11 protein-coding genes are annotated in these 12035 nt (G+C 67.1%); 9 read left to right on the top strand and 2 right to left on the bottom strand.

What is annotated here, in order from left to right:
• The first annotated feature begins 119 nt into the window (after window positions 1-119).
• Window positions 120-1934, top strand: a complete 1815-nt coding sequence (gene glmS / locus BrevBR_RS05800) for a glutamine--fructose-6-phosphate transaminase (isomerizing) (protein WP_340000265.1) — start codon at window positions 120-122, stop codon at window positions 1932-1934.
• 54 nt (window positions 1935-1988) lie between these two features.
• Window positions 1989-2867, top strand: a complete 879-nt coding sequence (gene galU / locus BrevBR_RS05795; protein ID WP_332641576.1) for a UTP--glucose-1-phosphate uridylyltransferase GalU — start codon at window positions 1989-1991, stop codon at window positions 2865-2867.
• 15 nt (window positions 2868-2882) lie between these two features.
• Here galU and BrevBR_RS05790 read toward each other — a convergent pair whose 3' ends face one another.
• Both BrevBR_RS05790 and BrevBR_RS05785 read right to left on the bottom strand, forming a co-directional pair.
• Window positions 2883-3107 carry a hypothetical protein gene (locus BrevBR_RS05790; protein WP_340000264.1) on the bottom strand — a complete coding sequence of 75 codons (225 nt, stop codon included), beginning with the start codon at window positions 3105-3107 and terminating at the stop codon, window positions 2883-2885.
• A 37-nt stretch (window positions 3108-3144) separates the two neighbouring features.
• Window positions 3145-3888 (bottom strand): alpha/beta fold hydrolase, encoded by a 744-nt coding sequence (locus BrevBR_RS05785; protein WP_340000263.1) that lies wholly within the window; start codon window positions 3886-3888, stop codon window positions 3145-3147.
• 70 nt (window positions 3889-3958) lie between these two features.
• On the opposite strand from BrevBR_RS05785, the gene BrevBR_RS05780 reads away from it, so the two are divergent.
• The 7 genes from BrevBR_RS05780 (at window position 3959) to rplT (ending at window position 11989) form a co-directional block, all read left to right on the top strand.
• A complete protein-coding gene (locus BrevBR_RS05780; RefSeq protein WP_332641573.1) occupies window positions 3959-4930 on the top strand; it encodes a glycosyltransferase family 9 protein in 972 nt (323 codons plus the stop codon).
• A gap of 124 nt (window positions 4931-5054) precedes the next feature.
• Entirely contained in the window at window positions 5055-5576 is a 522-nt protein-coding gene (infC, locus tag BrevBR_RS05775) for a translation initiation factor IF-3 (RefSeq protein WP_332641572.1), read from the top strand.
• 136 nt (window positions 5577-5712) lie between these two features.
• Window positions 5713-7704: an alpha/beta hydrolase family protein gene (locus BrevBR_RS05770; protein ID WP_340000262.1), complete on the top strand. Its 1992-nt coding sequence runs from the start codon at window positions 5713-5715 to the stop codon at window positions 7702-7704.
• 82 nt (window positions 7705-7786) lie between these two features.
• The gene (locus tag BrevBR_RS05765; protein ID WP_332641570.1) at window positions 7787-9082 is read left to right on the top strand and encodes an MFS transporter; all 1296 of its coding nucleotides are present in this window, start codon (window positions 7787-7789) and stop codon (window positions 9080-9082) included.
• A 68-nt stretch (window positions 9083-9150) separates the two neighbouring features.
• Window positions 9151-11109, top strand: a complete 1959-nt coding sequence (locus BrevBR_RS05760) for an alpha/beta hydrolase family protein (RefSeq protein WP_340000261.1) — start codon at window positions 9151-9153, stop codon at window positions 11107-11109.
• A 214-nt stretch (window positions 11110-11323) separates the two neighbouring features.
• Entirely contained in the window at window positions 11324-11521 is a 198-nt protein-coding gene (gene rpmI, locus BrevBR_RS05755) for a 50S ribosomal protein L35 (protein WP_003166435.1), read from the top strand.
• 111 nt (window positions 11522-11632) lie between these two features.
• The gene (rplT, locus tag BrevBR_RS05750) at window positions 11633-11989 is read left to right on the top strand and encodes a 50S ribosomal protein L20 (RefSeq protein ID WP_332641568.1); all 357 of its coding nucleotides are present in this window, start codon (window positions 11633-11635) and stop codon (window positions 11987-11989) included.
• The last annotated feature ends 46 nt before the right edge of the window (window positions 11990-12035 follow it).

The raw sequence follows: 12035 nt of genomic DNA, 5'->3' as shown, positions 1-12035 counted from the left end.
TTTTAGGTGCAAACCGGGGCGCCTGTCGCCTACATCGGCGCCAGACAGCCGGGCTCGGCTTAGACCGTTACCCGTCCGCGCGCAAAGCGTGGAAAGGCAGACTTCCGAGGGACTTATTCATGTGCGGCATCATCGGTGTGACGGGCGTCGGCCCGGCGGTTCCCCGTTTGATCGACAGCCTGAAGCGGCTCGAATACCGGGGTTATGACTCCGCGGGCGTGGCGGCCCTGGTCGACGGGCGCATCGAACGGCGCCGCGCCAAGGGCAAGATTCGCGAGCTGGAAGCGGTGCTGGCCGCCGAGCCGCTGAACGCCACGATCGGCATCGGCCACACGCGCTGGGCCACTCACGGCGCGCCCACCACCGCCAACGCCCACCCGCACAAGGCCGGCCGCGTCGTGCTCGTGCACAACGGCATCATCGAGAATTTCGCCGAGCTGAAGGCGGAACTGGCCGAGGACGGCCGCGTGTTCGAAAGCCAGACCGACACGGAGATCGTCGCCCACCTGCTGGACCGCGAACTGGGCCGGGGCAATGATCCGCTGATCGCCTTCAAGACCGTCCTGGACCGGCTGACCGGCGCCTATGCGCTGGCGGTTCTGATCGAGGGCGAGGACGGCCTGATCATGGGCGCCCGGCGCGGCAGTCCGCTGGTCGTCGGCTGGGGCGAGGGCGAGATGTATCTGGGCTCGGACGCGCTGGCGGTCGGACCCTTCACCCAGAAGATCAGTTATCTGGAAGAGGGCGACTACGTCGGCGTCGACCGGGGCGGCGCGCGAATGTTCGACGTCCATGGCGCTGCGGTCGAACGGCCGATCGTTCAGGTCTCGGCCTCGTCGGCCCTGGTCGAAAAGGGCGAGTACCGGCACTTCATGGAGAAGGAGATCCATGAGCAGCCCGACAGCGTCCAGCACACCCTGTCCCACTACCTGGACTTCGTGAACGGCAGGGCCAGGACCGATTCCGCCGACTTCGCCGCTATCGACCGCATCCAGATCGTGGCCTGCGGCACCGCCTTCTACGCCGGCCAGATCGGCCGCTATGCGTTCGAGAAGCTGGCCAACCTGCCATGCGACGTCGAGATCGCCTCGGAGTTCCGTTACCGCAACCCGGCCCTGACGCCGGGGACGCTGGCCGTCGCCGTCAGCCAGTCGGGCGAGACCGCCGACACCCTGGCCAGCCTGTCATGGTGCAAGGCCAAAGGATTGAAGACCGCCGCCCTCGTCAATGTGCATTCCTCCTCCATGGCCCGCGAGGCCGGCCACCTGTGGCCGACGCATGCGGGTCCCGAGATCGGCGTCGCCTCGACCAAGGCCTTCACCGCCCAGGTCGCGGCCCTGCTGGCCCTGGCCGTCGCAGCGGGCGTCCAGCGCGGCCATATCGATGCGGTGCGCGAGGCCGAACTGGTCAAGGCCCTGTTCGAGGCCCCGCGTCTGATCGCCGAGGCCATGAGTATGGAAGACGATCTGAAGGCCGTCGCCCATGACATCGCGAAGGCGACAGACGTCCTGTTCCTCGGCCGCGGGACCATGTTCCCCCTGGCCATGGAAGGCGCGTTGAAGCTGAAGGAGATCAGCTATATCCACGCCGAGGGCTATGCCGCGGGCGAGCTGAAGCACGGGCCGATCGCCCTGGTCGACGAGTACACGCCGATCGTGGCCCTCGCGCCGCTGGACGAGGTGTTCGAGAAGACCGCCTCCAATCTGCAGGAAGTCGCCGCGCGAGGCGGACCGGTGATCATGATCGCGCCGAAGTCTGCGCCCGACCCGCATGGCGCCGGCATCCGCCGCGTCGACGCGCCGGAGTGCCACTCTCTCATCGCGCCCCTGATCTACGCCGTCCCGGTGCAACTGCTGGCCTACTACACGGCGGTGCAGAAGGGTACGGACGTGGATCAACCGCGCAATCTGGCCAAGTCCGTCACTGTCGAGTGATCGCTTAGGCTGAGAATGCGTTAGGCTGCCCGACCCCGCCGTTCAGGAAACCGCATGACCGCTCACCCCCGCCGCCTCCGCAAGGCCGTTCTGCCCGTCGCCGGCCTTGGCACGCGGGTCCTGCCCGGCACCAAGACTACGCCCAAGGAACTGCTGAACGTCGTCGACCGGCCGATCCTGAGCTATATCGTCGAAGAAGCGCGCGAGGCCGGGATCGAGCACATCGTCTTCGTCACCGGCCGGTCCAAGGGCGCCATCGAGGACTATTTCGATCACCAGATCGAGCTGGAGGCCCAGCTCCTGGCCAAGGGCAAGACCGACATTCTCGACGCCATGATCGCCGAACTGGCGACCGCCGGGGAAATGAGCTTCACGCGGCAGATGCAGCCGCTGGGCCTTGGCCATGCGGTCTGGTGCGCGCGCGACATCATCGGCGACGAGCCGTTCGCCGTCCTGCTGCCCGACGTGATCGTGGATTCCCAGCCCGGCGCGCTGAAACAGCTGGCCGATGTCTATGCCGAGGTCGGCGGCAACGTCATCGGCGTGGAGGCTGTGCCCGAGACCGAGACTCACAAATACGGCATCGTCGATCCCGAAAACCGCGACGGCCGCCACATCCGCATGAAGGGGATGGTCGAAAAGCCGCCGCGCGGCGAAGCCCCCTCCAATCTGTCGATCTCGGGTCGCTACATCCTGCAGCCGGAAATCTTCGGCATCCTCGAAAACCAGCCCCGCGGCGCGGGCGGCGAGATCCAGCTGACCGACGGCATGGCGCGGTTGATGAAGGATCAGGCCTTCACCGCCGTCGAATATGACGGCGTCACCCACGACTGCGGCGACAAGATCGGCCTGCTGCGCGCGAATGTGGCCCTGGCGCTGAAGCGTCCGGATCTTGGCGAAGCCGCCCGCGCGGCTATCACCGCGCTGCTTTGATCACAGACGGCGGGATCAGCCGCCCTGCGGCAGACGCGAGGCCCCTCCGGTGATCTTGCAGACGTTATCGGTGTTGGGGCGCCCGGACTGCTGGCCGGTGGGGGACAGAATCCCGCCCCGGGCGGCGCAGTCTTCACTGAGACGCTGCAACTCGTCATTGTAGCTGTTGGTTGTGGCCGTCGAGGCGCAGCCCGCGGCGGCCAGCAGAAGCAGGGCGGGGGCGAGGATCAGGACGCGCATGGGAGTCTCCTTGCGATGCGTTCCTCTATTTAAGCGCTCAATGCCGCATCCGTTCAATGACATCGATCAGCCGCGCCAGGTCCGCCGGAGCCGACAGACGGTGGTCGCCGCCTTCGATCAGGTCCAGCCGGACGTCGCCGCCCGTCAGGCGCTCGACCAGACGGATGGCATGCGGCCACGGCACCACGTCGTCGGCCCGGCCCTGAAGGATGTGCACCGGCGCGGCGACCGGTATGGCCGCGTCCAGCACCAGCCAGTCGCGCGCCTCCTCGAACATGGCCAGGGTCAGGACGTATGCGCCCAGTCCTTCCTCGTCGATCACCGTCTCCCCGTCGCGCAGGATGGCCTGACGCTCATGGTCAGCCAGGCCTGGCCACATCAGCCGTTCGGTGAAATCCTGCGCCGGATTGAGCAGCACCAGCCCCGCCATCCGCTCGGGCCGCGCCAGCGCCAGCAGCAGGGCGACCCAGCCGCCCATCGACGAACCCACCGGGATGACCGGTCCTTCCAGGCTGTCGATCAGGGCGATGGCGTCCTCGCGCCAGCGGCCGACGGTGGCCTGTCGCCAGTCTCCGCTCGACTGACCGTGGGCGAAGTGGTCGTAGCGCACGAAGGCCCAGCCCCGGTCCCGCGCCGCCGCGTGCAGCGCCAGGGCCTTGGTCCCCTCCATGTCGGAGCGGAAGCCGCCGATCCAGACCACGGTCGGAGCCTCGCCCTCGATCCGGCGGAAGGCGAGCGTCTCGCCGTCCGGACGTTGAAGCCGCTGGATGCCGTCGCTCATGATCCGCCTCTCGCGAAAACCGTCGCGGACTGATAGCGAACCCGGCGTAACGAAGCGAAGGCCAAAGCGCGTGCCCGATCCCAAGACCGCCCCGAAGGTTCTGTTCGTCACGTCCAATCGCATCGGCGACTGCGTCATCTCGTCGGGCGTGATCCGCGAGATCGGCCGTCAGCTTCCCGGCGCCCGGATCACGGTCGCCAGCGGCCGTCCGCCCGCACCCCTGTTCCGCGCCGCGCCCGGCGTAGAGCGGGTCATCATCCTCGACAAGAAGAAGATGGCCGGACACTGGCTCGATCTGTGGAAACAGGTGGTCGGAACGCGCTGGGATCTGGTCGTCGACATCCGCGGCTCGGCGCTCAGCTATCTGGTCCCGGCGAAGCGGCGCGTGGTCTACAACCGGTCGTGGGAGACCGGGGTGCGCAAGGTCGAAATGGTGTCGCGCCTGATGGGTTCGTCAGCGCCGCTGGACCCGGAAATCTTCCTCGACGACCAGGCCCGCACCGAGGCGGCCGCCGTAATCGACCCGCAACTGGCGACGGCCCCGGGACCGATCATCGCCATGGCGCCCATCGCGCATCAGCCGGGCAAGAGCTGGCCGGCCGATCGCTGGGGCGGGCTGGTCGAGATGCTCAAGGCCGAGGCGCGGTTCGACGGCTGGCGCTTCATGCTGGTGGGCGGGCCAGGCGATCATCCGCCTGCGGCCCCCGCCCTGGCGGCGGCGGGAGAGCGCGGCATCGACTTCGTCGGCAAGGGCGACATCCTGGCCTCGGCCGCCGCGATCGACCGGGCGGCGCTGTTCGTCGGCAACGATTCCGGCCTGATGCATGTGGCGGCGGCCGCCGGTCGCCCGACGCTGGGCCTGTTCGGTCCGACCGAGTGGTGGCTGTACGGGCCGTGGGGGCCAAAGACCCGCACCGCCGCCTCCAACGAGACGCGCGGTGAGTTCGCGCCGATCGAGGCCCTGACCACCGAGCGTGTCTTCGACGCCGTGATCGATCTGCATACGGCCTTCATCGGCGCCCGCGACCCCGCCGAACCTTGAAGAGAAGGGCGTTCGCGGTCATATAGGGCCGCTGGAGGGGAACGCGGCGGGCCGTCGCGTGCTCCCACCTGTCAGAACTCCGCTTTTTCTTCCACGCAAGGAACCGACGCTCATTCGCCGTCCGATGAACCAGCCGCCCGTCAAGGACGGGCCCCCCATGAACCAGGATATCCGCGCGCCGCGCGTTCTGTTGATTGATCAGAACGGCGAGAAACAGGGCGTCATGCCGACGTCCGCCGCGCTGGAAGCCGCCGAAGAGGCCGGCATGGACCTGGTTCAGATCGTCTCGACGTCAGAGCCGCCGGTCTGCAAGATTCTCGACTACGGCAAATTCCGCTTCCAGGAGCAGAAGAAGAAGGCCGAGGCCCGCAAGCGTCAGAAGGTCGTCGAGCTGAAAGAGATCAAGCTTCGTCCCAACATCGACACCCACGACTACGAGGTGAAGGCCAAGGCCATGCACCGCTTCTTCGACGAGGGCGACAAGGTCAAGGTGACGCTGCGCTTCCGCGGCCGGGAAATGGCGCACCCGGAACTGGGCATGAAGCTGCTGAACAAGGTCCAGGCCGACTTCGACGAGATCGCCAAGGTCGAATACGCCCCGCGTATGGAAGGCCGCCAGATGATCATGATCCTGGCCCCGAAATAGCGGCCTCAACCCGCTGAACTGGAAACGCCCCGGCTGGAAACGGCGGGGGCTTTCTTGTTTTCGGGCCGGTCGCCCCCCCTTGCCACCGGGACGCCGGGCGATCGATAAAGATGCCGGCAGGGGGAGACTGTGTGCCGTGTTCAAGTCAGGGATGAAGGCGTTCGCACTCGCGATCGCCGTGTGGTGTTGCCTGGGTAACGCGGGCGCGTGGGCTCAAGCCCCGGTTCCTGCATCGGCGCCCCTCGAAGCCTATGGCGCGACGCCCGCCATCGAACATATCCAGCTGTCGCCCAGCGGCGAACTGATCGCCCGCATCATCGTAACGGGCGAAACACGCGCCATCGCCGTCACCCGGATCGCGACCGGCGAGCAACTCTTCGTCGGCGATATCAGCGTCATCAAGGTTCGCGACCTGCGCTGGATTGGCGAAAGCCGGGTCCTGGTGGTCACGTCGCAGACGCGCAACATCACCTCGCTGGGCGTATCGCGGTCAGAACTGTTCTTCGGCCAGGTGCTCGATCTGGAGAGACAGAGGGTGGTCCAGGTGCTGGATCGCACGCCGGATGTGCTGGCGGTGCTGTACGGGCCCGCCTCGGTCCGCAACACCAGCGACGGCGACACCCTGTTCGTGCGCGGCGTCAGCGTCTCGCAGGACCAGGCCAATCTGCACCGCATCGACCTCAGAACCGGGCGTGGCCGCTCGGTGGCCTATATGGACCACACGACCGATGACTATGTGCTGGACGGCGAAGGCAAGATCATCGCCCTGGCCCGCTATAACGAGCGTTCCGGCCGTTGGTCGCTGCACCTGCCCGAGGGGCAGGGCGACCGCGAGGTCTGGGCCGTCGACGCGCCGGTGGACACGCCGACGTTCCATGGCATGGGCCGGACGCCCCGCACCATCGTCATCGCCGCCGATCGGCCGGACCTTGGGTCGGAGGAGGACGGGTCCGGGATTTTGGACACCGTGTTCGAGGTCGACGTGGACACCGGCGTCTGGAGCCGCCTGCCGTTCGACCATCACCCGGACTCCCTCGTGCATCATCCGCAGACCCGCCTGCTGATCGGCGGCAGCCGTATCGAGGAAGACGGCGTGCGGTACGAGTTTCTGGACCCGCAGGCCTCGCAACGGTGGCAGGCCGTCGAACAGGCCTTCAGGGACAAGGCCCCGAGACTGGTGTCCTGGAGCGATGCGATGAACCGGGTCATCATCTTCACCGACACGGCCGAGGCGGGCCAGTATCATCTGGTCGATTTCGATCTTGGCGCCTCCGGCGTCCTGGCGGACGCCTATCCCGCCATTGCGCCCGAACAGGTGGGCGCCGTGCGGTCCATCCATTTCGCTGCAGAAGACGGGTTGGGTATCCCCGGTTACCTGACGCTGCCGCCGGGCGAATCCGAACCTTCTGGTCTGCCGCTGGTGGTCCTGGCGCACGGAGGGCCGGCGTCCCGGGACGTGGCGGGCTTCGACTGGTGGGCCCAGGCGCTGGCCTCGCGGGGCTATGCGGTGCTGCAGGCCAATTTCCGTGGCTCGACCGGTTACGGCCGCGCCTTCCTCGAGGCGGGCTACGGCGAATGGGGCCGCAAGATGCAGACGGATCTGTCCGACGGCGTGCGCTGGCTGGCGGCTGAGGGCGTCATCGACCCCGCCCGTGTCTGTATCGTCGGCGCCAGCTACGGCGGCTATGCGGCGATGGCCGGTCTCACCCTCGAAGGCGACGTCTATCGCTGCGGCGTATCGGTCGGCGGCGTGTCGGACCTTCGCCGCATGGTCAACCGGGAGGCGCGGTATGAGCGCTATAGCGACAGCCAGACCGTACGCTACTGGAACCGGTTCATGGGCGCGGCGCGCCTTAATGATCGAGGCCTCGACGACCTGTCCCCGGCCTACCTCGCGGATTCGGTCGACGGCCCCCTGCTGTTGATCCACGGCAAGGACGATACGGTGGTGCCCATCGAACAGAGCCGTGTCATGGCCGAGGCCCTGCGTCGGGCCGGCAAGCCTTTCGAGTTCGTGGAACTGCCGGGGGAGGATCATTGGCTTTCGCGGTCCGAGACCCGTCGGCAGATGCTGGTCGAGACAGTGCGGTTCCTTGAGGCGAACAATCCGCCGGGCCGGGCTGACTGACAGTTGGCGACAGCGGGACATCGCCTCCCGCGCTTGGGGCCGGGGCGTTTTCGTATCCGCCGCAACAGGCTAAGGCTTGGGCATGAGCCAGACCGAGCCGTCATACGTGAAGCCCCGCGCCCCCGCCCTGATGGTGCTGTTCCTGACCGTCTTCATCAATCTGGTCGGCTTTGGCCTGGTCGTGCCGCTGCTGCCCTTCTTCGCCCAGACACTCGACGCCGAGGCCTGGCAGATCACCCTGATGTTCTCCGCCTATTCGCTGGGCCAGTTCTTCGCCGAGCCGTTCTGGGGGCGGCTGTCGGACCGGATCGGGCGAAAGCCGGTCCTGCTGATGACCCTTGTGGCCAACGCCGTCGGCTATCTGGCGCTGGCTTTCGTGCCCAACATCTGGCTGGCCATCGCGGTGCGGCTGTTCACCGGGCTGGGCGCCGGGAACATCTCGACGGTTCAGGGCTATGTCGCCGACGTGACGCCGCCGGCCGAGCGGGCCGGCCGCATGGGCATGATCGGCGCCGCCTTCGGCCTCGGCTTCATCGTCGGGCCGGGACTGGGCGGGATCCTGACCCAGCCGCAACTGGGCCGTCTCGGCTATCAGCTGCCGATCTTTGCGGCCTCGGGTTTGGCGGTGCTGGCCGCGGTCGGCGTGGTCCTGTTCCTCAAGGAGAGCCGGGCGAAGGCCGATCCTGCCGCGCCGCGTCCCGCCTTCCTCGCGGGCCTGCACGACGCGCGGGTCAATCCGGTGGTGTCCCGGGTCCTGCTGGTGACCCTGATCTATATGGCCGGCTTCTCCGCCATGGAGAGCGTGTTCGGGCTGTGGGCCGAGAGCCGCTACGCCTGGGGCGCCCGCGAAGTGGGGCTCAGCTTCATGGTCGTCGGCATCGTCTCGGCGCTGAACCAGGGGATCCTGACCGGACGACTGGCCCGCCGGTTTGGCGAGACCCGCGTGCTGGCGACGGGAATGCTGTTGTTCGGCGCCTCGCTGATCGCCCAGGTGCTGGCGCCCGTCGCCTGGTTCCCGGCCTTCACCCTCGACCTTGGCGCCGTCACCCTGCCGATCGTTCAGGGCTGGATCATTCCGATGCTCATGGCGATCGGCGCCTGCGGCATGTCGCTGGCCATGCCGAACATCTCGGCCATGATCAGCCGCGCCACGCCGCCGGATCGGCAGGGCGCGATGCTGGGGCTGAACATGGCTTCGGGCTCGATCGCGCGGATCTTCGGGCCGATGTTCGCCGGTGCGCTGTTTTCAGGGGTCGGCCATGACTGGCCGTTCCTGGTCGGGGCGGCGCTGACGGTTCCGGCGGCGGTCATGGCCGTCAATGCCGGTCGGGCGCTCCGCAGGCGTCAGGCCGAGCTGGTTCCCGCCCCCGCCGGGTAAGGTCGCGCTTGCCGCCACGCCGGCCCGATCCTATTGGTTGAAGGCAATAGGGCGGGGGCCGCGCACCGATGATTCTTCGACACATTTCCTGCTGCATCGTCGCGGCGGGGCTCCTCCTCACGGCCGGAGCGGCCCGGGGACAGGAGACCGCGCCCCTGGCGGCGTACGGCGCCCTTCCGTCGCTGGAGTTGGTGCAGCTTTCGCCGTCGGGCGATCGTCTGGCCTTTATCACTGTGGTCGGCGAACAGCGGACCCTGGCCGTTGTGGACCTGACCACCAACACCTCGCTGGGCGCAGTGGGAGTCGGCGTGATCAAGGTCCGCGACCTTGAATGGATCGACCAGCAGCGCGTGCTCATCACGACCTCGAGCACCGAGAGCCTGCCCCAGATCGGCCTGGACAAGAGCGAACTGTTTCTGGGCCAGGTGTTCAATGTCGCGACCGGGCGGGTGGTCCGGATGCTCAATCCGACCCCCGGCCTTTTTCCCGTGCTGATGAGCGCTGTTCACATCAGGACGGACGATGATCGGTCCGACCTTTTCGTGCGGGCCTTCTCATTCGAGAATTACGGCGCGCTGGATTTGTATCGCGTCGATCCGGACACCGGAGTTGCGCGTCGCGCCGAAGGCATGCCGCACAATGTCGACGACTTTATCCTGGATCCATCGGGGCGCTCGATTGTCCGCAGCACCTATGAAGAACGCGGGAAGACCTGGGGCCTGCTGATCCGACAGGGCGGGCAGTTTCGGGAGGCGTGGCGCGTAGCGGCTCCTCTGGACCCGCCGGGCCTCATGGGGCTGGGCATGGCCGGCGACAGCGTGATCGTCGCTGCGGAACGGCCGGATATGCGTCGCGAGGGCCGCGAGGACGCGGAGTATTTCGACGTCAATCTCGCCAGCGGAGCCTGGCGGCCGGTGCGTTTCGAGTTCGACCCTGACGCCCTGTTGTTCCACCCAGTTACGCAGCGCCTGATAGGGGCCAGCCGCCTGGATGAAGGGGGCCGACGCTATGTTTTTGCGGAGGACACGTCCGCCGCCCTGTGGAGCAGCGTCCAGCGATCCCTGCCGAACGTCGCCCCTTCGATCGTGAGCTGGAGCGACGACCTGCGCACGGTTGTCGTCTTCACCAGCGGGCCCGGCGATTCCGGATCGTACAGATTGATCGATCTGGAAACGGCGGAGATGCGGTCGGTGGGCCGCGCCTACTCGGGCATCGGGCCGAGCCAGGTGGCGCCGGTCCAGTCCATCAGTTTTGAGGCCGCGGACGGGCTGACGTTGCATGGCTACCTGACCACGCCGCCAGGCCGCGACGCCCGCAACCTGCCCTTGGTCGTCCTGGCGCATGGGGGACCGGCGGGGCGCGACGAACCTGGTTTCGACTGGTGGGCGCAGGCTCTGGCGTCCCGCGGCTATGGCGTCCTGCAGGTGAATTTCCGAGGTTCAACGGGTTACGGCCGCGCCTTTACTGAGGCCGGCTACGGGGAGTGGGGCCGCAAGATGCAGACGGACCTGTCCGACGGCGTGCGCCATCTGGCCAGTCAGGGCGTGATCGACCCGGGACGGGTTTGCATCGTGGGCGGCAGCTACGGCGGCTATGCGGCGCTGGCGGGGCCGACTCTCGATCAGGGTGTCTATCGCTGCGCCGTCTCGGTCGCCGGGGTGGCGGACCTCCGGACCATGATCGAATACGCCGCTGATCGAGGCGAACGCCGCGACAACAGCGCGGTGCGATACTGGAACCGGTTCATGGGCGGCGACGGGCCCGGCGATCGGTCACTGGACGCCCGGTCTCCGGCGCGCCTGGCCGACAAGGCCGATGCGCCGATCCTTCTGATCCATGGACGCGACGACAGCGTCGTTCCGATCGCCCAGAGCCGCCAGATGGCGCAGGCCCTGCGACGCGCCGGCAAGCCCGTTTCCTTCATCGAACTGGATGGAGAGGACCACTGGCTTTCTCGCGCGGAGACCCGCACGCGGATGCTGACTGAAACGGTCGCGTTTCTGGAGGCGAACAACCCGGTCGAGTAATCGCGGCGACGCACGACGCGACTTGCATTGGGGTCTGGACGACCAGGATCGCCAGACTCCGCTTGCGTTTGAGGCCCAGCTGGCATAGAAGCCGCGCCTTCGCGTACCGAACTGCCGGGCGAACAGGCATGCCTGGGCAGTTCTCATCAGGGTCTTCCCAACTTCGGGCTCAAGCAGCCCAAAGGGCGGTAACCCACTCAAAAAGAGAGTGAAAATGCCGAAACTTAAGACGAAGTCGGGCGCCAAGAAGCGCTTCAAATTCACGGCCACTGGCAAGGTCAAGGCCGGCGTGGCGGGCAAGCGGCACCGCTTGATCAGCCACAACAGCAAATACATCCGCCAGAACCGCGGCACCTCGGTCATGGCCGACGCCGACGCCAAAAAGATCAAATCCTACATGCCGTACGCCTGATCGGCGCGCGACATCACGATCTGATCCTTTCACCGCATCGAATTTGAACATCGTCCCTCAAGCAGCGAGGCCCCGCGGGCCGAGCGATAGGGACATCCGAGGAAAAACATCATGGCTCGCGTCAAACGGGGCGTAGTTTCCCACGCCAGGCACAAGAAGGTTCTCAAGCAGGCCAAGGGTTTCTACGGCCGCCGCAAGAACACCATCCGCACCGCCAAGGCCGCGGTCGACCGCGCCGGGCAATACGCCTACCGCGACCGCCGCAACAAGAAGCGCTCGTTCCGCGCCCTGTGGATCCAGCGCATCAACGCCGCGGCGCGTCTGGAAGGCTTCACCTATTCGCAGTTCATCCACGGCCTTGGCGAAGCCGGCATCGAGCTGGACCGCAAGGTCCTGGCCTCGATGGCCGCCGACGAAGCCGCCTTCAAGGCGATCGCCGACAAGGTCCGCGACGCGCTGAAGGCCTGAGGTTTCCGGTAACGGAAACCGCAAAAGCCCTCCGGTTCGCGCCGGG

The organism is Brevundimonas sp. BR2-1 (assembly GCF_037626195.1).
In the GTDB taxonomy this organism is placed as follows: domain Bacteria; phylum Pseudomonadota; class Alphaproteobacteria; order Caulobacterales; family Caulobacteraceae; genus Brevundimonas.
The sequence above is the reverse complement of the archived record's forward strand: the minus strand, read 5'-3'. Positions and strand labels throughout refer to the sequence as shown.